Origin of the sequence: Amycolatopsis sp. cmx-8-4 (assembly GCF_046548675.1) — a bacterium.
GTDB lineage: Bacteria > Actinomycetota > Actinomycetes > Mycobacteriales > Pseudonocardiaceae > Amycolatopsis.
Genome location: NZ_JAEBDZ010000020.1, coordinates 140,061 through 159,486, shown reverse-complemented (window position 1 = coordinate 159,486; position 19,426 = coordinate 140,061). Strand labels below are relative to the sequence as shown.

The 19,426-nt window shown below is 72.8% G+C and carries 23 protein-coding genes; 12 read left to right on the top strand and 11 right to left on the bottom strand.

Annotation, left to right across the window (positions count from 1 at the left end; genetic code table 11):
- Window positions 1-358: 358 nt before the first annotated feature.
- Together ACLJQZ_RS34315 and ACLJQZ_RS34310 are read right to left on the bottom strand one after the other, a co-directional pair.
- Window positions 359-1,180 (bottom strand): SGNH/GDSL hydrolase family protein, encoded by an 822-nt coding sequence (locus tag ACLJQZ_RS34315; protein ID WP_410624080.1) that lies wholly within the window; start codon window positions 1,178-1,180, stop codon window positions 359-361.
- Window positions 1,177-2,511, bottom strand: a complete 1,335-nt coding sequence (locus ACLJQZ_RS34310; protein WP_410624078.1) for an MFS transporter — start codon at window positions 2,509-2,511, stop codon at window positions 1,177-1,179. Before ACLJQZ_RS34310 ends, ACLJQZ_RS34315 begins: the two co-directional genes overlap by 4 nt.
- A 112-nt stretch (window positions 2,512-2,623) precedes the next feature.
- On the opposite strand from ACLJQZ_RS34310, the gene ACLJQZ_RS34305 reads away from it, so the two are divergent.
- Window positions 2,624-3,280, top strand: coding sequence for a TetR/AcrR family transcriptional regulator (locus ACLJQZ_RS34305; RefSeq protein WP_328649321.1), 657 nt, complete (start codon window positions 2,624-2,626; stop codon window positions 3,278-3,280).
- Between the two features lie 30 nt (window positions 3,281-3,310).
- On the opposite strand, the gene ACLJQZ_RS34300 is transcribed toward ACLJQZ_RS34305, so the two are convergent.
- Entirely contained in the window at window positions 3,311-3,703 is a 393-nt protein-coding gene (locus ACLJQZ_RS34300; RefSeq protein WP_410624076.1) for a hypothetical protein, read from the bottom strand.
- Window positions 3,704-3,788: 85 nt separating this feature from the next.
- Complete coding sequence (locus ACLJQZ_RS34295; protein WP_410624074.1) at window positions 3,789-4,694, bottom strand: aldo/keto reductase; 906 nt, start codon at window positions 4,692-4,694, stop codon at window positions 3,789-3,791.
- A gap of 78 nt (window positions 4,695-4,772) precedes the next feature.
- On the opposite strand from ACLJQZ_RS34295, the gene ACLJQZ_RS34290 reads away from it, so the two are divergent.
- From ACLJQZ_RS34290 to ACLJQZ_RS34270, 5 genes are all read left to right on the top strand, one after another.
- Window positions 4,773-5,354, top strand: a complete 582-nt coding sequence (locus tag ACLJQZ_RS34290; protein ID WP_410624072.1) for a TetR/AcrR family transcriptional regulator — start codon at window positions 4,773-4,775, stop codon at window positions 5,352-5,354.
- Window positions 5,355-5,451: 97 nt separating this feature from the next.
- On the top strand, window positions 5,452-5,856 hold the full coding sequence (locus ACLJQZ_RS34285; RefSeq protein ID WP_410624070.1) for a DUF6069 family protein: 405 nt from the start codon (window positions 5,452-5,454) through the stop codon (window positions 5,854-5,856).
- Window positions 5,857-5,876: 20 nt separating this feature from the next.
- Window positions 5,877-6,347: a polyketide cyclase gene (locus ACLJQZ_RS34280; protein WP_410624068.1), complete on the top strand. Its 471-nt coding sequence runs from the start codon at window positions 5,877-5,879 to the stop codon at window positions 6,345-6,347.
- Between the two features lie 9 nt (window positions 6,348-6,356).
- Window positions 6,357-6,710: a YciI family protein gene (locus tag ACLJQZ_RS34275; RefSeq protein WP_410624067.1), complete on the top strand. Its 354-nt coding sequence runs from the start codon at window positions 6,357-6,359 to the stop codon at window positions 6,708-6,710.
- Window positions 6,711-6,716: 6 nt separating this feature from the next.
- Complete coding sequence (locus tag ACLJQZ_RS34270; RefSeq protein ID WP_410624065.1) at window positions 6,717-7,916, top strand: RNA polymerase sigma factor; 1,200 nt, start codon at window positions 6,717-6,719, stop codon at window positions 7,914-7,916.
- A gap of 85 nt (window positions 7,917-8,001) precedes the next feature.
- On the opposite strand, the gene ACLJQZ_RS34265 is transcribed toward ACLJQZ_RS34270, so the two are convergent.
- Entirely contained in the window at window positions 8,002-8,874 is an 873-nt protein-coding gene (locus ACLJQZ_RS34265; RefSeq protein ID WP_410624063.1) for a LysR family transcriptional regulator, read from the bottom strand.
- A gap of 92 nt (window positions 8,875-8,966) precedes the next feature.
- On the opposite strand from ACLJQZ_RS34265, the gene ACLJQZ_RS34260 reads away from it, so the two are divergent.
- On the top strand, window positions 8,967-9,794 hold the full coding sequence (locus ACLJQZ_RS34260; RefSeq protein ID WP_410624061.1) for a TIGR03620 family F420-dependent LLM class oxidoreductase: 828 nt from the start codon (window positions 8,967-8,969) through the stop codon (window positions 9,792-9,794).
- 80 nt (window positions 9,795-9,874) lie between these two features.
- Entirely contained in the window at window positions 9,875-10,369 is a 495-nt protein-coding gene (locus ACLJQZ_RS34255) for a winged helix-turn-helix domain-containing protein (RefSeq protein ID WP_410624059.1), read from the top strand.
- On the opposite strand, the gene ACLJQZ_RS34250 is transcribed toward ACLJQZ_RS34255, so the two are convergent.
- The 4 genes from ACLJQZ_RS34250 to ACLJQZ_RS34235 form a co-directional block, all read right to left on the bottom strand.
- Window positions 10,356-10,877, bottom strand: coding sequence for a hypothetical protein (locus tag ACLJQZ_RS34250; protein WP_410624057.1), 522 nt, complete (start codon window positions 10,875-10,877; stop codon window positions 10,356-10,358). The genes ACLJQZ_RS34255 and ACLJQZ_RS34250 overlap by 14 nt on opposite strands.
- Before the next feature lie 271 nt (window positions 10,878-11,148).
- Complete coding sequence (locus tag ACLJQZ_RS34245) at window positions 11,149-11,577, bottom strand: cupin domain-containing protein (protein ID WP_247050188.1); 429 nt, start codon at window positions 11,575-11,577, stop codon at window positions 11,149-11,151.
- Window positions 11,578-11,587: 10 nt separating this feature from the next.
- Entirely contained in the window at window positions 11,588-12,007 is a 420-nt protein-coding gene (locus ACLJQZ_RS34240; RefSeq protein ID WP_410624054.1) for an RrF2 family transcriptional regulator, read from the bottom strand.
- A gap of 8 nt (window positions 12,008-12,015) precedes the next feature.
- On the bottom strand, window positions 12,016-12,201 hold the full coding sequence (locus ACLJQZ_RS34235) for a hypothetical protein (protein WP_410624052.1): 186 nt from the start codon (window positions 12,199-12,201) through the stop codon (window positions 12,016-12,018).
- A gap of 29 nt (window positions 12,202-12,230) precedes the next feature.
- Between ACLJQZ_RS34235 and ACLJQZ_RS34230 the strand changes: the two genes are divergently transcribed.
- A complete protein-coding gene (locus ACLJQZ_RS34230; protein ID WP_410624050.1) occupies window positions 12,231-12,455 on the top strand; it encodes a hypothetical protein in 225 nt (74 codons plus the stop codon).
- Window positions 12,456-12,461: 6 nt separating this feature from the next.
- Here ACLJQZ_RS34230 and ACLJQZ_RS34225 read toward each other — a convergent pair whose 3' ends face one another.
- Complete coding sequence (locus ACLJQZ_RS34225; RefSeq protein WP_410624048.1) at window positions 12,462-12,863, bottom strand: ATP-binding protein; 402 nt, start codon at window positions 12,861-12,863, stop codon at window positions 12,462-12,464.
- A gap of 94 nt (window positions 12,864-12,957) precedes the next feature.
- Window positions 12,958-13,908, bottom strand: a complete 951-nt coding sequence (locus tag ACLJQZ_RS34220) for a collagenase (protein ID WP_410624046.1) — start codon at window positions 13,906-13,908, stop codon at window positions 12,958-12,960.
- Between the two features lie 290 nt (window positions 13,909-14,198).
- Between ACLJQZ_RS34220 and ACLJQZ_RS34215 the strand changes: the two genes are divergently transcribed.
- The 3 genes from ACLJQZ_RS34215 to ACLJQZ_RS34205 all read left to right on the top strand — a co-directional run bounded on the left by ACLJQZ_RS34215 (window position 14,199) and on the right by ACLJQZ_RS34205 (window position 19,417).
- Window positions 14,199-16,859: a LuxR C-terminal-related transcriptional regulator gene (locus ACLJQZ_RS34215; RefSeq protein WP_410624044.1), complete on the top strand. Its 2,661-nt coding sequence runs from the start codon at window positions 14,199-14,201 to the stop codon at window positions 16,857-16,859.
- Between the two features lie 621 nt (window positions 16,860-17,480).
- Window positions 17,481-18,422 carry an ABC transporter permease gene (locus ACLJQZ_RS34210; RefSeq protein ID WP_410624042.1) on the top strand — a complete coding sequence of 314 codons (942 nt, stop codon included), beginning with the start codon at window positions 17,481-17,483 and terminating at the stop codon, window positions 18,420-18,422.
- Window positions 18,422-19,417: an ABC transporter permease gene (locus ACLJQZ_RS34205; RefSeq protein WP_410624040.1), complete on the top strand. Its 996-nt coding sequence runs from the start codon at window positions 18,422-18,424 to the stop codon at window positions 19,415-19,417. The genes ACLJQZ_RS34210 and ACLJQZ_RS34205 overlap by 1 nt, the downstream gene beginning before the upstream one ends.
- Window positions 19,418-19,426: the final 9 nt, after the last annotated feature.

Genomic DNA, 19,426 nt, shown 5'->3' with positions numbered 1-19,426 from the left:
ACGTCCGCGAGTGGATCAAGGACTGGAACGAGGACCCCAAGCCGTTCGTGTGGAAGAAGACTGCCGAAGAGATCCTCGACTCGCTCGCCCGATATATCTCACGAATTTCCGGCGCAGGACACTAGTGTCGCGCGTCGTAAGTCCCCTGACGGCCAGGAGGCCAGTCCAGGGTCGCCCTTGAAGCTCACTTTCCCGGCCGGGCCGCGATGGTTCCGGGAGCGTCCCGGCCCCCAAACGCCCCAATGTGGCGTTGGGTGCGTCCAACGCACCCAATGTGGCGTTCGGTGCGTCCAACGCACCCAACGCCACATTGGGGCGCATCACCCGGACCCCGCCAACGAACCTCAGACGCACGACACTAGCGGGCGACCGCGGCGGCCGCGATGATCGCGGCCGCCGCGGCCATGCCCGCGGCGTTCGGGTGGTACGGGTACGCCGGGGACGCCGGCACCGCGCCTTCCAGCCACCGGGTCGCGGGTGCCGCGCACAAACCGTGCCGGGCACTCGGGTTCCGGATGTCCACATAGGACGCCTTGTTACGGGCCGCTTGGCCGGCCAGCATCACCATCAGCCGGTCGAACGTCGCCTGGATGTAGTTCGCGTCGGCGGCGGTGTACGGGTCGGCCGGGTAGCAGCCACCCGGTTGCCAGTAGGTCAGGTAGCCGACGACCACCACGCGGGCGGCGGGGGAGCGGCGGTGGATCTCGGCCAGCGCGGCGGCCACTTTCGGTGCGGTGGCGGCGATCCGGGCCTGGAACTGGTCGACGCCACCGGTGGTGTACTGGTCCCGGCACGACGGGACGACGGGTCCGTCCGGGCTCGCGCACGTCACGAACGCCGAGCTGAGGACGATGTCGTTGGCGGCGATCGCGAGCGTGACGAGGTCGGTGTCCCGGCGCAGCGCGTCGAACTGCGGTGCGACGATCCCCGCCTGCCGCCCGGTGAGGTCGGCGGTCGTCGCGCCGGAGCACGTCACGTCGGTGAGCGTCGCGCCCAGCCGGCCGGCCAGGACGTGCGGCCAGTTCCGGTCGGAGCGCAAGCACGTCGCGTCGATCTGGTCCGGGATCAGGGGGCCCGCGGCCGACGAGTCGCCGAGCGCCACGTACCGGATCCGCCCGCTCGCCGCCGCCGGTGCGGCGGCCAGGCAGGCCAGCAGCACCAGCACCAGTACGTACCTCACTGGACCGGCTGCCCTTCGCTCGCCGTGACGGCCTGGTCCTTCACCGCGGCGCGCCGGATCGACATGCCCAGTACCGGCACCAGGGCGACGGCGACGCAGGCCGCGGCGGCGAACACGTAGTACGGCGTGACGAGGCTGTCCGTCGAGCCTTCGATGAGGCCGTAGACGTACGGCCCGACGAAGCCGCCGGTGATCCCGAGCATGTTGATGAACGCGAGCCCGGCCGCGGCCATCAGGCCGGACAGGCGTGACATCGCGACCGACCAGAACAGCGGCAGCGTGCCGAAGGCGAAGAAGTTCGAGATGAAGAGCAAACTGATGCTCCACACCGGGTTCCGCGACACGAGGAAGCCCACGAGGACCAGCAGCACCGCGCCGGCGCAGATCCCGATGAGCGTCACCTCGTGGCCGTACCGGCGCTTGAACCAGGGGAAGAACAGCACTCCGGCCAGCCCCGAGATGCCGCCGCTGCCCGCCACGAGGCCGATCAGGAACGGGCTCTGCAGGCCGAGCGACTGGATGTAGGCGGGGAAGTTGAAGCCGATCCCGCCGCCGATCGACTGGTTGATCAGGTAGATCGCGCCGAGCAGCAGCACGGTCGGGTGGCCGAACGCCCGGCGCAGGTTCCCGCGCACCCGCGTCGGCGACGCCGTGGTGTCGCCGACGGCCCGCTCCGAGAGCATGGCCGCTTCCTCCGCCGTGAGCCACTTCGCGTCGGTGGGCCGGCTGGGCAGCGCGAACCAGACGACGATGCCGATGAGGACGGTGACCAGGCCTTCGACGAGGAACATCCACTGCCAGCCGCGCAGTCCGGCGACGCCCTGCAGTTCCATCAGCGCGCCGCCGACGGGGGAGCCGATGATGACCGCGACGCAGGGCGCGACGTAGATCAGGCCGACGATCGTGACGCGGTGCTTCTGCGAGAACCACTGCGTGACCATGTACATCATCGCCGGGAACAGGCCCGCCTCGGCGGCGCCGAGCAGCAGCCGCAGGACGTAGAACGACACGTCGTCGCCCACGAACATCATCGCGGCGGAGACGATGCCCCACGTGATCGCGATGCGCGTGATCCACAGACGCGCGCCGACGCGGTAGAGGATCAGGTTGCTCGGCACCTCGAGCAGCGCGTAGCTGATGAAGAACAGGCCGGCGCCGAGCCCGTAGGCGGCCGCGCTGAGGCCGATGTCGGCCGCGAGCGAGGTCTTGGCGAGCGCGACGTTCGTCCGGTCCACATAAGACATGAAGTAGGCGAGGCCGAGCACCGGCAGCAGCCGGGTGACGGCCTTCTTGGTGGCGAGTTCGTGCAGGAGGTCTCGTGCGTTCGTCATTGGACGCCTTTCAGGTGACTTCTCACGCTGATACCGTCTGACCTGCAATACTACGGAGTATCACGGTAGAGTTCGGCGCGTGTTGGTGTCAACAGCCCGAGCCGGACATGGGATGATGGGACACCTGAAGAACGAGGAGGACGACCAGGTGAGCGCGAGTCCCGACGTCGAGCCCGGTGCGCGGAGCAGGATCCTCGACGCCGCGGCGGAGGCCTTCATGGCGACCGGGTTCGCCAACGCCACGATCGACGACATCGCGCGCGACGTGGGTGCGACCAAAGGCCTGGTGTACTACCACTTCCGGTCGAAGTTCGACATCTTCCTCGCCGTCTACGAGGAGGCGATGGGGCGCGTGCGCGAGCGGATCGAGGTGCTCGCCCACGGCGACGGCACGGGTCGCGACCGGCTCGTGGCGATGTCGGAGGCGCACGTGGTCAACCTGATGCAGGACCTGGCCTACCACCACGTCGTCCACCAGGCGGTGCGTGGCCAGGTGGCGACCGCGCTGAAGGCGCGCCAGGTCGAGGCGCTGCAGGAGCTGAACCAGCTGCGCAGCGACTACGAGCAGCTGTTCCGGAAGGTGGTGGAGGCCGGCCTCGCCGACGGCTCCCTGCGCGCGGTCGACGCGTCGCTGGCCACGCGGACCCTGCTGAGCAACCTCAACGCCGTCGACACGTGGTTCCGCCGGATCGAGGGCCAGCCCGCCGAGGAGATCCACGCGCTGGCGCGCGGCGTCGTGGACCTCCTGATCGGCGGCCTGGCCGGCTGAGCCCGGCCAGGGCCGCCTATCAGCGCGGGATCAGAACTCGTCCGCTTTGGTCAGCTCGTGCTCGAAGGCGTCCGCCCGGGCGACGAGCGTCTTGAGGGGACGCTCGAACTCGAGCTCGATGCTGAGGTCCTCCAGGGGCAGCGTGTGCTTGAGCAGCGCGACCCCGTCCACGACCGCCGCGCCGCCGGCGGCCGCGGCCCCGGCGAGTTCCAGCAGCTGCCGCAGGTCGATCTTGTCGGCCCAGCCGACCGGCGAGGAGATCTCGACCCACGCGCCGCCGTCCAGCTCGGGCAGGTGGTGCACCGTCGCCTGCTGCGTCCGGTCCTGCGGCCCGGCGAGGCGGAAACGCAGCCAGTCGTCCTGCTCCTCGAGGACTTCATACCGCGTCCGGACAAAGTTGATCACATCGGTCCAGGTGGTCACCCGCTCCGCCTCTCGCCTAAGACCTTCCAGCGAGAGGAGCATCTCACGCCGCCGTCGGCCCCGGCACTCCGGACATACCGACGGCTCAGCCGAGCGCCATGTCCTGAGAGCGCGACGGGACGGCGTCGAGCGTGGCGAGCGTCGCCTCGTCGAACACGATGGCACCGGCGGCGACGTTCTCCTCGAGGTGCCCGGCGGTCGCGGTGCCGGGGATGAGGTGGACGTTCGGCGCGTGGTGCAGCAGCCAGGCCAGCCCGATCTGCGACGGCGTGGCGCCGAGGGACTCCGAGACGGTGTGCACGGCCGGCTCGTCGGTCACCTTCGGCAGGCCCGGGAACGCGCCGCCGAGCGGGAAGAACGGCACCCAGGCGATGTCCTCGGCGAGGCAGAGCTCGAGCATGTCCTCGTCCTCGCGGCTCACCAGGCTGTACGCGTTCTGCACGCAGGCGATGCCCGCCGGGAGCGCCCGGCGCAGGATCTCCAGGGTCACGCTGCTGAGCCCGATCGCGCCGATCTTGCCTTCGTCGCGCAGTGCCGTCATGACCTCGAGCTGGTCGTCGAGGTCGACCAGCTGGTCGCCTTCGGCCTTCAGGCCGGGCCGGGTGTCCAGGCGGCGCAGGTTCACGACGCCGATCTGCTCGGTGCCGAGGGTCTTGAGGTTGTCCTCGACGCTCGCGCGCAGCTCGTGGGGGCGCTGCGCGGGGCGGAGCCGGATCGGCCCGCCGGGGTTGGGGTCGGCGCCGACCTTGCTGACGACCAGCACGTCGTCCCCGGGGCGGAGCGCGTCGCGGATGACGCCGTTGACGAAGGTGTTGCCGTAGAACTCGGCGGTGTCGAGGTGGTTCACGCCGAGGTCGATCGCGTGGCGCAGGAGCGTGACGGCCGCGTCGCGGTCGTCGTGCAGGCGTTCGAGCTGCATCGCCCCGTACCCGACGCGGTTGACGGTGCGGCCGGCGAGCGGAGCGGTGGTGGTGATGGGGGGCATGGGCATCCCGTCAGTCGTGCGATGATGGCGAAGCGGAGGAACCTCCGCTAAGTCGACCGTAGCACAACCGGAGGTGCCTCCGTTTTGTCGTCACCCGATCCGGCCGCCGCTGACCGCCCGGTCCGCTCCGACGCGCGCCGCAACCGCGAGAAGCTCGTCGCCGTCGCGCAGGCCGCCTTCGCCGGCGCCGACGGCCCCGTCGCGCTCGAAGCGATCGCCCGCGAGGCCGGCGTCGGGATCGGCACGCTCTACCGGCACTTCCCGACCCGCGAAGCCCTCGTCGAAGCCGTCTACGCCGCCGAGCTCGACGACGTCGCCACCAGCGCCCCGGCGCTGCTCGGCCGGCTCCCGCCCGAGGCCGCCCTGCGCGCCTGGCTGGATCGCTACGCCGCCTTCTTCCAGACCAAGCGCGGCATGGGCGACGTCTTCCGCGCCGGGGTGGCGTCTGGGCGCATCGCGACCCCGGTGACGCGCAAGCGGATCACCGGCGCGATCGGCACGATCCTCACCGCCGGGGCGGCGGCCGGCGTCTTCCGCGCCGACGCCGACCCCGAAGACTTCACACTGATCGTGCTCGGGATCTTCCTGTCCACGGTGGAGGACCGCGACCCGGAGCGGATCGGGCGGTTGCTCGACCTCGTCGTCGACGCCCTGCGCCCGAAGTGATTTTCTTTTCGCGGCGATGTCGAATGGGGTCGCCGTCGTTCGTCGCTCCAGTGAGAGACCGGCACCGGGCCGGTCGCCCCCACACCGGAGGCCCGCGATGTCCGTCATCACCGTCACTCCCGCGAAGTCCCTGCTCACCGGCGGTCTGACCGCCGTCGTCGCCGCCACCGCGGCGACGTCGCTCCTGGCCGCGGCGGCCGAGTTCGCCGGCATCGGCGCCGTCGTCGCCGGCGCGCCGATCCCGGTGTCCGGGTTCGCCGTGCTGACCGCCCTCTTCTCCACGGTGGGCGTGGTGCTCGCCCTGGTGCTGGCCCGCACGGTGCGCCACCCCCGCGCGGTGTTCCTCCGCACCACGCTCGCGCTCACCGCGCTGTCGCTGGTCCCGGACGTGCTCGCGGACGCGCCGGCGAGCACGAAGGTGCTGCTGATGCTGGCCCACGTGGTCGCCGCCGCGATCGTCATCCCGGCCGTCGCCCGCCGGACCCCCGCCGCGCGGGCGTGACCGCCGTGGACCACGAAAACGTGAGTGCCACCTTGACGATCGCCGAGCCCGCCGCGACGGTGTTCGCCGTGCTGGCGGACCCGGCGGCCCACGCCGCGATCGACGGCACCGGCTGGGTCCGGGACCCCGTCGAACAGGCGCCGTTGACCGCGGTGGGGCAGATTTTCCGGATGGACATGCACCACTCCGGCCACCCGGACGGCGACTACCAGGTCGTCAACAAGGTCGTGGTGCTCGACGCGCCCCGCGTCATCGGCTGGCTCACCGGGTCCGCCCAGGGCGACGGCGAGGTCGAGTACGGCGGCTGGATCTGGCGCTACGACCTGACGCCGCGCGGTCCGGCCGGCACCGAGGTCACGCTCACCTACGACTGGTCGGGGGTGCCGCGGTTCGTCCGGGAGCGCGGCATCGAGTTCCCGCCGTTCGGTCCCGCGCACCTCATCGACTCGCTGCACCACCTGGCCGACCTCGCCCACCGCGTGTCCGTTTAGGAGTTCGTCATGACGCAGTACCTGCTCGCCGTCCAGCTCGACGAGAGCGTGCCGGAGACCGAGGAAGAGACCCGGACGCAGATGGCGCGGACGGGCCGGGTCGTCGACGACATGAAGGCCGCCGGGGTGTGGGTGTTCGTCGGCGGCCTGAAGCCCTCGCACGCCTCCACGGTCGTCCGCCCCGGCGGCGGCACGACCACGATCACCGACGGCCCGTTCGCCGAGACGAAGGAGCAGCTCGGCGGGTTCTGGGTGATCCGGTGCGCCGACCTCGACCAGGCGCTGGCCTGGGCCGGGAGGTGCGCGCTCGCCTGCGGGCGGCCGATCGAGGTGCGCCCGTTCGACGAGTTCTCGCAGGACTGAGCGCGGATGGACCTCGACAGCGTCTACCGGGCCGAGTACGGCCGGTGCGTGGCCACGCTGACGCGGCTGCTCGGGGACATCGGGCTCGCCGAGGAGGCCGTCCAGGACGCGTTCGCCGTCGCCGCCGTGAAGTGGGCCGAGGCGCCGCCGGCCAACCCCGGCGCGTGGATCGTGACCACCGCCCGCCACCGCGCGATCGACCGCCTGCGCCGGGAATCCACCCGGGAGGCCCGCCACGCGCAGGCCCTGCTGCTGCACCAGCCCGACGAACCGGAGGAGGCCGGACCGGTGCGTGACGACCAGCTCCGCCTGATCTTCACCTGCTGTCACCCGGCGGTGTCACCGCTCGCGCGGACCGCGCTCACGCTGCGCCTGCTCGGCGGGCTGGAGGTGGCGGAGATCGCGCGGGCCTACCTGGTGCCGGAGGCGACCGTCGCGCAGCGGATCGTCCGGGCCAAGAAGAAGATCCGCGACGCCGGCATCCCGTACCGGGTACCCGGCGCCGCCGAGCTCCCCGAGCGGCTGGGCTCGGTGCTGACCGTGCTGTACCTGGTGTTCAACGAGGGGTACACCTCGACGTCGGGGGAGCTGCTGCGGACGGACCTGTGCCTGGAGGCCGTCCGGCTGACGCGCGCGCTCGCCGACCTGATGCCGGACGAGCCCGAGGTGATCGGGCTGCTGGCGCTGCTCCTGCTCACCGAAGCCCGCCGGCCGGCGCGGGTGGGGCCGGCGGGGGAGCTGGTGGTGCTCGCGGAGCAGGACCGCTCGCGGTGGAACCGCGAGCTGATCGCCGAAGGACACGACCTGGTGCGCCGGTGCCTGCGCCGCGACCAGCCGGGGCCGTACCAGATCCAGGCCGCGATCAACGCCGTGCACACGGACGGGCCGGCCACCGACTGGACGCAGGTACTGGCGCTCTACGACCAGCTGCTGCGGCACACCCCGACGCCCATCGTGGCGCTCAACCGCGCGGTCGCCGTCGCCGAGGTCCACGGCCCGGCACTGGCCCTGGCCACCGTCGACGAGCTGGACCTGCCGGGCTACCACCTGCTGCCCGCCACCCGCGCGGACCTGCTCACCCGCCTGGGCCGCACGCCGGAGGCGACCGCCGCCTACGACGCGGCGATTTCCTTGGCCACCAACGAAACCGAACGAACCTTCCTGGAGACGCGGCGGGCGCGGGCGGCTGGGGTCCGGATGTCCTGAAGGGCACCCTCAGGGACGTGCAGTCCCTGAGGGTGCCCTTCAGGACGTTGAGCCCCGGGGTCACTCGGCGGCGACGGGACAGGCGTCAGGTCGTCACGGCGTCGCGGAAGGCCTCGACGTGGGCTGCGGCGCACTCGGTCGGGAGGTCGGCGGGGATGACGACGCTGCCGGTGATCGTCATGGCCGGCTTGAGCGGGATCGCGCTGACGCGGGTCGAGCCGATCTCGGCGACCTGCCCGGCGGGCAGCACCGCCCAGCTGCCCGGGTCGGAGCCGACCTCGACGATCGTGTCCTGGGTCGTGCCCACCGGCCGGCCGAGCCGGGGGCTCACGCCGGCCTCGCGCAGCGCGGCGGTGAGGGCGTCGTGCAGCGGCGGGTCGTGCTGCCGCGACGGGAGCCGCAGGACGCTCTCGGCCAGTTCCGCGATGCCGACGACCGTCCGGTCCGCGGCCGGGTGCTGCCGGGACACGACCGCGAACAGCGGTTCCGTCCAGGTCGGCAGCACCTTGAGCCCGGGGGCCGAGAGCACGCCCCGGGCCAGCGCGACGTCGAGCTCGCTGTGGCGCAGCGCGTTCAGGCGGGCGTCGAGCGGCAGGTCGACGAGCACGACGTCGAACGGCGAGCCGGCTTCGCGCAACGCGTCGATGCCGCGCTCCAGCCGCGTGGTGAATCCGGCGGCCGTGCCGATGCGCATGGTGCCCGCTGACGTCGTGGCGGCGAGCCGGACCCGGTCGGCGGCCGCGAGGGCGGCCCGCGCCGCGTCGAGCACGCGGCGGCCGGTCGCGGTGAGCTGGACGCGGCGTGGCGAGCGGTCGAACAGCCGGACGCCCAGCTCGCGTTCCAGCCGGGCGATCTGCTGGCTGACCGCGGGCTGCGCGATGTGCAGCCGCTCTGCGGCCCGGCCGAAGTGCAGCTCGTCGGCGACGGTGACGAAGTACCGCAGCGCCCTCAGTTCCACTGGTCCTCCCACCTGCGACGATAAGGCCACCTTATCGCTGCGCGTGCGCCCTGGACCTGGTTCGCCGCGGGGCGCGGTGCTGAAGTCGTCCCATGAGTATCGACCTGGGTTTGCTCGGCGCCCACCTGCGTGAGCACGAAGTGTCCCCGGAACGGGCCGCCGAACTCGAGGCGGCCGGTTACGGCACGCTGTGGCTGGACGCGTCGCCGCCGGCCGACCTGAAGCTGGTGGAGGAGCTGCTCGACGCGACCACCCGGCTGGCCGTCGGGACGAGCGTGGTGAACGTCTGGACCGCCGACGCGCAGACCGTCGCCGCGTCCTACCACCGGATCGTGGCCCGGCACCCCGACCGCTTCCTGCTCGGCGTGGGTATCGGGCACCGTGAAGTCGACACCGGATACGCGTCGCCGTACGAGAAAATGGCGTCCTATGTGGACACCTTGACCGCGGCCGGGGTGCCCGCCGACCGGGTGGTACTGGCGGCCCTCGGCCCGAAGATGCTGCGGCTGGCCGGCGAGCGCACCGCCGGGACCGTCCCGTGCATGATCACCACCGAGCACACCCGGCGGGCGCGGGCCGTCCTCGGCGCGGGGAAGCTGGTGCTGCCCGGGCACTTCGTGCTGCTGGACACCGACGTCGACCGCGCCCGCGCGACCGCCCGGTCCGCCCCGCCGGGGACGGCGCTGGTGGTCACCAACTACGTCGCCAACCTCCGGCGGCTCGGCTTCACCGACGACGACTTCGCCGGCCACGGCAGCGACCGCCTGATCGACGCGCTCGTCCTGCACGGCGGGCCCGCCGCGATCGTCGCGGGCGTGCAGGCGCACCTGGACGCGGGCGCGGACCACGTCGGCATCTACCCCCTCGGCGACGACCCGATCGGCACCCTCCGCGGCGTCGCGGAGGCCGTGTTGGCTTAAGACATCCCGGCGGCGAAGGCCAGCGGTTCCGCTCCGTGGACGCGCTGGCCGGGCGCGGCGCGGGTGTCCAGAATGCCCGCATGACAGCGTGGACGGACGAAGTCTGGACCGACGAAGCCCGGCCGGCGGTCGAGCTGACCGTGGCCGTCCGGATCCGCATCGACCCGGGGCACGCGGCCGGCCTCACCGCGCGGCTGCTGGAGTCCTTTGAGGACACTCTCGGCGTGCGGTTCGACGAGCGCCCGGACGCGCAGGTGGTGGACCTGGCGACGCGCCGCCCGGCCGTCCGGATCGAGGCGGGCTCGCGGCGGGTGCTGGTCCGGGGCACCGCGCTGGAGCTGACGCGGCTGGAGTTCGAGCTGCTGCTGTTCCTGGGCCGCCACCCGGACGTGGTGTTCAGCCGCCGCACGCTGCTGACCGAGGTCTGGGGCTCGCCCCACCACGGCGGCGAGCGCACGGTGGACGTCCACGTCCGCAAGCTGCGCCACAAGTTCGAGCCGGAGCCGGCCCCGATCACGACGGTCCGCGGGGTCGGCTACCGGTTCGACAGTTCGGCGGAGGTCATCGTGGTGTGAAGCGTGGTGGCCGCAGCGCCGTGGCCTCCGGGACCGGGCCCTCGAACCGCTCGACCTCCACCGCCGCGTGCTGGCCCGCGCAGCCCTGCGACAGCCGGGACGACGGGACGTCCGCCGTCAGGACGTTCGGGTTGCCGTGCGCGCACAACGGGCCCGTGGGGTGGTCCTCGACCGGGTCGAACCACGCGCCCGTCGGGAGCTGGACCACGCCCGGGCGCAGGGCGTCGCCGCCGTCGAGCTGGCTGTGCAGGCGCGTGCGCGGCTGGTTCGCGATCAACCACAACGGCCCGGATTCCCGTGGTGGCAACCAGACCGGGTGCCCGGGGCAGTCGTCGTACCCGAACCCGGCCACGACGAACCGGCCGCCGGGGCCGGTGAAGGTCAGCGTCGGCAGGGCGTAGCGGACGTGGTGCTCGAGGTGCTTCGCGCGGCCGCTGTGCGGTCCGGGCGCGGTGATGTCGAGGACTTCCGTGCACGGGTTCCGGGTTTCGCGCCAGTCCGCGCGCACGGCCCTGGCGGACGGCGTCGCTCAGCATGGCCGCGTGGTCCAGACCGGGGACGCCGTCGACGGCGGCGAGCACCCGATCGGTGTCGTCGGCCGGGGTGCCGAGGACGAACGTCGTCTCGCGCAGCCGGCTCAGGACGTCCTCGGCGACGGTTTCCCCTTGGGCTTCAGCGGCTTTCGCCGCCAGAGAAGCCGGCCAGCTCGTTCGCGCCACCCAAGCCAGGTGCGGCGCCTTCGGAGCGCCGGTGTATTCGACGACTTCGAGCGCCACGGGTCACTCCGTGGGGACGTCGACCGGGGACCAGAGACTCGGCAGGTTGACCACGATGCCTTCCTGGCTGCTGCGCGCGATGATCACGACCGCCTCTTCGTCGGTCGGGTTCTCCTCGCGGTGCGGCACGTACGGCGGCACGAAGATGTAGTCGCCGGGCCCGGTCTCCAGGCGGATTTCCTCGTCACCGTCGGCGAAGACGAACACCGGGTGGCCCGACTTGACGTAGATCGCCGTCTCGGCTTCGCCGTGGTGGTGGTCGCCGGAGTTGGTCACCGGCGCGACGTGCGTCTCGCCCATCCAGACCTTCTGCGACCCGACGGTCTTGCCGGAGATCGCCTCCAGGCGCTTCATCCCGGTGGTCTGGTTGGTGTCGCCGGTGAGGTCCGCGCCGCGGATGTGGCGCAGGGGCTGGTGCCAGAGGTCGGTCATCGGGGTCCCTTCAGGTGACGGCTTCGGCGGCCGCGTCGGTGAGCAGGTCGGCGATGGTCGTCGCGCGCAGGATGGCGGCCAGGCCGGACTCGAGCCCGGACCAGAACGGCGTGAGCCCGGCGGCCGTGCCGTGGTAGGCCAGCGCCGGGCGTGGCTCGCCGCGGACGCTCAGGAACTCGCCGTCGACCGCGACGACGGCGTCCCGCACGGTGATCTCCGCGGCGTCCCGGGCCAGCCAGTAGCCGCCTTCGCAGCCGCGCTGGCCGCGGACCAGCCCGGCCTGGCGCAGGTCGCGCAGCACGGCCTTGATGAACCGCGCCGGGATGTCCTGGGTGGACGCGACGGCTTCGCAGGTGATCGGCCGCGCGGTGTCCGCGGCGCGCTCCAGCAGGACCCCGATCGCGTAGTCCGCCCTGGCCGAGATGCGCATGCCCGCCATCATCCCCGGACCAGCGCCGGTGTGCCCGTTCCGGTCCGCAGCCATTCCAGGAACTGGACGATCTCGGCCGCGATCTCCTGGACGCCCGCCGGGTCGTAGCCGAGGCGGGCGAAGACGGCGAAGGCGGCCGTGAGGATCGCCTCGCGTTTGTCGATCCGGCCGCGGGACCCCGTCGCGTTGGTCACCCGCGCAGTTCAACTCGAAGGAGTACAACGTGATCGTCAACTTGCTCCGGTTCAGCTTCCGCGTCGAAGACCTCGACGCCCTCCAGCGCTACCTGCACGACCCGGTGCACCTGGCCGGCGACCACGAGATCTGCCGCGGCCGGCCGTGCTCTCCGCGGTGCGGTTCGCCGACGACGGCGTCCGGACGTCGGCGCGAAGATCGCCGGACTGCACGGGTGAAGTACCCCGGGTGGGGGAGCCTCCCGAACGCGTGAGCGGGCTCAGCTCAGCGCGACTCGCGCCCACACGGTCTTGCGGCCGTCGCGGACCCGCTGGCCCCAGCCCGCGCTGACCGACTTGACCAGCTGCAGCCCGAGGCCGCCGTCGGGGATGGCCGGGCGGGTGCTCTCGTCGACGACCTCGAGCAGCGCGTGCTCCTCGTCGACGGTCAGCCCGATCCGGCGGCGGCCGGCGCCGTGGAGCAGCGCGTTGGAAGCGAGTTCGTCCAGCACGAGCAGCACGTCGACGACGCGGTCCTGGTCGATGCCCGGCAGCTGGCCCTCCAGCACGGCGCGGGTCCACTGGTGCGCCTGCGGCAGGTCGTCCCGGTCGGTCAGGCTCATGTCGCAGTGCACCGCGGCCTGGGCGGTGAGTGGGCTTTCGTACCTGTCGTCGGACGTCACCCGGGTCCCCCTCGTGGTTCGGCAACGCCGGGAGGTACCCACTCCGCGGCCGGTTCAAGCACGCCGGTTCGCCCGGCGTGCTTGAACCGGTTCATCACGTCAGCAGCCAGCGGTACCAGTCGGTGTCGTAACGGGTGCCGATCGTCTGCTTGAGGAAGGTGCGCGCGGCGGTCCAGGCGCCGGTCCGGTAGTAGCCGAGCAGCTTCGTGACGTCGGCCGGGTGGTTCTCGACCATGTACCAGACCGCCAGGTAGCCCCACACATATGTACGGGTCTGGTCGTTGCCGGGCGCGTTGTCGAAGACCGTGCTCAGCGCGTACGTCCGCTTCGGCGCTTCGGTGGCGGCCTGGCTGTTGAAGACGCCGCGGTAGCCGTAGCCGACGTATTCGGCCAGCCCTTCGATCCACCACTGCGTCGGCGTGGCGATATTGGCCTGGTAGTCGCCGTACAGGTCGAACCGGCCGTCGAGGTAGTGGGTGTACTCGTGGTTGAGGTTCTTGATCTCGAACGCGGACTTCGTGTCGTCGCGGTAGGCGACGAACCGGGCCTGGTTGCCCGTCGCGGCCGGGTTGCCCTCGAGGTAGACGCCGCCGTTGTCGGTGCTGACGCCGAACATCGACGGCGCGTAGTACTGGTAGTCGGCCCGGGAGGCGAAGACGTCGACCTCCAGCGACGTGTTCTTGTCGCCGGCCACCGGCCCGCTGTCGCTCACCAGCCGGTGGAAGTAGCCGTCCTGCCCGGTGAGGCTCGTGCAGGTCGCGGACAGCTGGGCGGCCGTCATGGCCTGGGCGCGGATCCGCAGCGACGTCGTGCAGGAGCGGGTCACCGGCAGGACGTCCACGGCGGCCTTCGCCGGTGTCGCCGCGGTGCCGATGTCGGCGGCGGCCGGGCCGAACGGGTGGGCCGCGGTGGTGGTGGCCGGGACGCCGGGCCGGGCGGTGAGGCTCGACGCCGGCGGGGCCGTGACGAGCGTGAGGGTCGCGCACAGGGCGAGGGTGGGGACGGCGGCGCGTTTCAGGCCGAGGCCCAGTGCCATGCGTTTCATGGACGTGCTCCAAGCGGAGAAGGGGAGGAGAGGGAGTGCGGTGCCCGGCTCGGGGACCGGGCACCGCACCCGGGCACGGATCGCGGTGACGTCGTCGTGCCGGCAGGTCCGGGGCCGCCCGTTCGCGGATCGGGAGGACGGGGTCTTCCGCCGGCCCCGGGACGCTGCGGGACCGATCCTGAACCGCCGTCCGGCCGGTGACCATGCGCGCCGGCGGAACTACGGATACCCAATCAATTCCCCGCCTTTCGTTCGGTGCGCGGGTGTGGCGGCCGATCTAGGCTGCGCCGATGAGCCCGCCCACGGCGCCGGGCGACCTCGTGGCCGAGGCCGTGCGGCGGACCCTCGCCGGGGACCAGGCCCGGCCGCTGCTGCTGCACGTCACCGGGGCCGCGGGCACGGGCAAGACCGTCCGGGCCGCGGGCCTGGTCGCTCTCGCGCGCGCCGCGCCGGTGTCCTCGCTGGACCTGTCGTTCACCTCGGCCGGGAGCCTCGTCGTGCGGTCCGCGTCCGGCGTCGGCCCGCCGCCCGACCCGGCGCTGCGCGACGACGTCCGGGAGTGGCGCGACCGGCTGGCGCGCGAGGTGCCCGCGCTGCTGGTGGTGGAGGACGTCCAGCGCGCGCCGGCCGGGTTCGTGGCGCTGGTGCGCGACTGGGTGGAACGCGCGCGGGGCGGCTGCGTCACGGTGGTCACCGCGCGCCCGGAGGAACTCGCGGACCCCGCGCTCCCGCTGGGTGCGGGACTCGCGCTGCCGTCGGCCGTCGTGGTGCGCCACGAGCACCTGGCCGGCTGGGACGGCGACCGCGTCCGCGACGCCGTGCACGACCGCCTGGGCCCGCAGCGGTGCTCGCGCCAGGTCGTGGCGCGGATCGCCGGGCTCTCCGGCGGCAACCCGCAGGTGGTGGCCGACCTGCTCGACCTGCTGGCGGAGGCCGGGGCGCCGGGGGAGCCGTTCTCGCTCGCCGACGTCGACGCGGCGGGCGTCCCGCCTCGCCTGGCGCAGCTGACGGTCGGCCGGCTGGCGGCGCTGTCGCCGGACGCCCGGGCCGTGACCGCGGTGGCCGCCGTCCTCGGCGGCCCGGCGAGCGGCGCGGATCTGGGCAGTGCGGCCGGTCTCGCGCCCGGCGACGGGGAGCGGGCGGTCGCCGAGGCCGTGGCCGCCGCGCTGCTCACCGAAGACGAGCGCGGCTCCTGCGACTTCGCCGTCCCGCTCGCCGCGGCCGCCGTGCGCGCGCGGCTGGCCGGGGCGCAGCGGCGGCGGCTGCACCTGCGGGCCGCGGACGTCCTGTGCCGGCGTCGGCCGGTGCCGTGGGTGCACGTCGCCGAGCACCGGCGCCGGGGCGCGTCCCCGCGGGGCTGGCTGCGCGCGGTCGAACGCGCCGCGAGCGACCCGGCCGCGTTCGGCGACCCCGAGTCGGTGATCGACACCGTGCGGCCGGTGCTCGCGTCCACGGAGATCGCCGAAGACGTGCGGGCCCGGCTGGCGCTGCGGGTGTCACGCAACGCCGTGCTGACGCTGCCGTCGCCACGCACGGTGGCCGTGCTGCGGGAGATCGTCGCGCAGACGGGCCTCGCCCCGGGCGTGCGCGGCGAGATCCGCCTCGAACTGGGGCTGCTGCTGCACAACCAGCTCAACCAGGCCGAGGGCCGGGCCGAGCTGGAACGGGCCGCGGCGGAGCTGCGGGACCGGCCGGCGCTGCTCGTCCGGGCCATGACGGCGCTCGCCAACCCGTTCCAGGCCGGCGCCGCCCGCGCCGACCACGAGACCTGGCTGGCCCGCGCGGAGGACGTCGCCGCCCGGGCCGGTGACGACACGTCGCGGGCGGCGGTGGAGTCGACGCGGATCACCCTCGCCGTCGCCTGCGGTCGGCGGGGCCCGGGGCGGCCGCGGGCGCCCCGGGCGGAGTTCGAGGTGCGGCACAACGAATACCTCGCGCGGGGCTTGACGAATACCGCCGTCGCCGCGGTCTTCGCGGGCCGCTTCCGCGGCGCCGATGTGCTGCTGGAACGGGCGCGGCAGTGCTCGGCCGTGCTGGGTTCGCCGTTCCTGGAGCAGTGCGACCGCGGCACCGGGCTGTTGTTCGACTTCGAGCGCGGTGCGTGGGACGGGCTCGCCGACCGGAGCCGGCGCAGCCTGTCCGACGCGGGTGTCCAGGCCGACGCGCGGCTGGTGCTGGTCCAGCTGGCCCTCGCCCGGGGCGACTGGGCGGAGGCCGAGGAGATCTGGCCCGCGCGCGGCGGGTTCGCGTTCGTGCCGTACGACGCGACGGCGGTCGCGGCGCGGGCCCGCATGGACCTGGCCCAGGGCCGGACGGCCGAAGCCGTGACGGCGGTGGAGGAAGCCTGGGCGGCGATCGCGGCGAAGGACATCTGGGTCTGGGCGGCCCGCCTCGCCCCGGCGGCCGTGCAGGCGTGGCTCGCCGCCGGCCACCACGACCGGGCCGTCTCGGCGGTGGCCCGGTTCGGCCGGGGCCTGCGCGGCCACGACAGCCCGGCGGCGGCCGCCGCGCTGCTGTGGACCCGGGCGCTCTTGGCCGACCACGCGGACGACCCGGCGGCCCCCGGCCTGTACGAGCGAGCGTCGGCCCTGTTCGCCCGGCTGCCCGCGCCCTACCCGGCGGCCCTGACGCAGGAGGGCGCCGGTCTGTTCGGCCCGGCTCTGGACACGTTCACCCGCCTCGGCGCGGCGTGGGACGCCACCCGCGTCCGCGGCCGCCTGCGGGCGGCCTCGGTCCCGCCGGGCCGCCACCGAGGCCGCCCGGCCTACCACGACGGTCTTTCCCCGCGGGAGCACGAAATCGCCGAGCTGGCGGCGGGCGGCCTGACGAACCGGGCGATCGCGGAGACGCTGCACCTGTCCCAGCGGACGGTGGAGCACCACGTGGCCCGCGCGATGCAGAAGACCGGGGTGCGATCGCGGCGGGCGTTGCTCGGCGAGGCGCACACCTGAGCCGTGGTTGTGTCTGGTGCCAGTGTCGGCCGTTGCCGGGCGCTCGATCGTTCACGAACGGCCACCACGGCCACCACGGCGACCGGATCGGCCGATGTGGCGACGAAGGGCCGCCACGGCGGCCGGAGTGGCCTATGTGGTGACCGGAAGGGCCCACCGCGGCGGCCGGAGTGGTCACTGCGGCGGCCGCGGCGGCCGGCGCGGCCGACGTGGCGACTGGGAGCGGCCACCGCGGCGACCCGAGCGGCCAACATGGCGACCCGAGCAGCCAACATGGCGACCCGAGCAGCCAACATGGCGACCCGAGCGGCCAACATGGTGACCGGAGTGGCCAACATGGTGACCGGAGTGGCCAACACGGCATGGTCGGACACGCGAGTCGCCTCGCGGCGGGAGCCGCTGGAGCGCGAGAGCGCCGAACCGCCCGCGTCGCGGAAGCGGGATCTGCGCCTGACGACGTCCGCGTGGTGGACAGAAAATCGGTCGCCAGGTCATAAACCGCCAGGAAACCACCGCAAGTGCGGGTTACTTCCCGTCCAGATCGTGAGACAGTAGGGCGATCACCGCGAACTTCCTTAAGGTCCCTGATCGTCACTCGATCGGCTGAATCTTGAAGGTGCTGTGGCCAACCCTCCGCCGACACCCGCCAGCGGTGTCTCGCCCGTCGCGGCGCGTTCCTTGCCGTCCGCGGTGTGGCGTGCCGTCCGTTCCGGGTGGTGGACCTCCACCTGTGCGGTCCTGATCGTCCTCATCGTGCTGCTCGCCGCCGCGGCCGATCTGTTCGTGCTGGCCGAAGGGCAGAGCCTGAACCCGGACATCGCCACCCTCGGCCCGACCGGGCTGCCCGCCGGGACGCTCGGCGGCGTCAGCGCCGCGCACTGGTTCGGGGTCGAGCCGCTGACCGGCGTCGACCTCTTCGCGCTCGCCGCGCACGGGGCGCGGACGTCGCTGCTCGTCGGGCTCGGCGCCACCGTGCTGGCCACCGCGCTCGGCGTCGTGATCGGCGTCAGCGCCGGCTACCTCGGCGGCTGGTGGGACCGGCTGGTCACCTGGACCGCTGACGTCATCCTCGGCTTCCCGTACCTGATCTTCATGATCGCGCTCGGCGCGGTGCTGCCGGTCGACTTCCCGCGGCAGTTCACGCTGGTCGTCGTGCTGGGGCTCTTCGGCTGGCCACGCGTCGCGCGGATCGTCCGGTCGCAGGCCCTCACCCTCGGCAAACGCGACTTCGTCGCCGCGGCGCGGGTGATGGGTGGCGGGCCGTGGCACGTGTTCACCAAGGAGCTGCTGCCCAACCTCTGGGCGCCGATCATCGTCGTGGCCAGCCTGTCCATCCCGTCGATGATCGGCAGCGAGGCCGCGCTGTCGTTCCTCGGCGTCGGCGTGCTGCCGCCGACCCCGAGCTGGGGCCGCACGATCAGCACGGCCATCGACTTCTTCGAGACGGACCCGATGTACCTCGTCTTCCCCGGCCTGCTGCTGTTCCTGATCACGCTGGCGTTCAACGTCGTCGGCGACGCCATCCGCGACGCGCTCGACCCGCGGTCCGGGGGCGCGGCCTGATGCGCACCGCCCGCTTCGTCGCGACCCGGTTCGCCGGGATGCTGCTGGTCCTGTTCGTCGTCGCCTTCGTGACGTTCGTCGTCTTCTACGTCCTGCCCGCCGACCCGGCCCGGATGGCCTGCGGCCGCCCGTGCTCGCCGGAAAGCCTCGCGCTGGCGCGGGACTTCATGGGCTACAACAGCCCGTGGTACCAGCAGTTCTTCGACTTCCTCGGCGGCATCTTCGGCGGCCGCACGTTCGGCACCGGCGTCTCCGCGATCCACTGCACCGCACCGTGTTTCGGCTACGACTTCCAGAACAGCGTCGACGTCCTCAGCGAGATCGGCGGCCGGATCGGGGTCAGCTTCTCGGTGGCGCTGGGCGCGGCCGTGATCTGGATCGTCCTCGGCGTCGGGCTCGGCGTGCTTTCGGCGCTGCGCCGCGGTTCCGCCGTCGACCGGATCACCATGGCCGCCGCGATGGCCGGGGTGTCCATGCCCGCCTACCTGGCCGGGATGATCGGCATCACGATCTTCGCGTTCGCCCTCGACGTCGTGCCGAAGAACGGGTACGTGCCGCTGACCGAGGATCCCGCGCAGTGGGCGTGGCACCTCGTGCTGCCGTGGCTGGTGCTCGCGTTCCTGCACACCGCGATCTACGCCCGGCTGACCCGCGGGCAGATGCTCGAGACCCTCGGCGAGGACTACATCCGCACCGCGCGGGCGAAGGGCCTCACCGAACGCAAGGTGGTGGGCCGCCACGCGCTGCGCAACGTCCTGCTGCCGGTGGTCACCGTGTTCGGCGTCGACCTCGGGGCGCTGCTGGCCGGCACCGTGATCACCGAACGGATCTTCGGCATGGCCGGGGTCGGCCGCCTGCTGGTCGACGCGATCTCCTCGCTCAACCTCCCGGTGCTCCTCGGCGTCACGCTGTTTTCCGCGCTGCTGGTCACCTTCCTGAACTTCCTGGTCGATCTCTGCTACGGCGCGCTCGATCCGCGAGCCCGCCTTGTCTGAAGTGCTGAA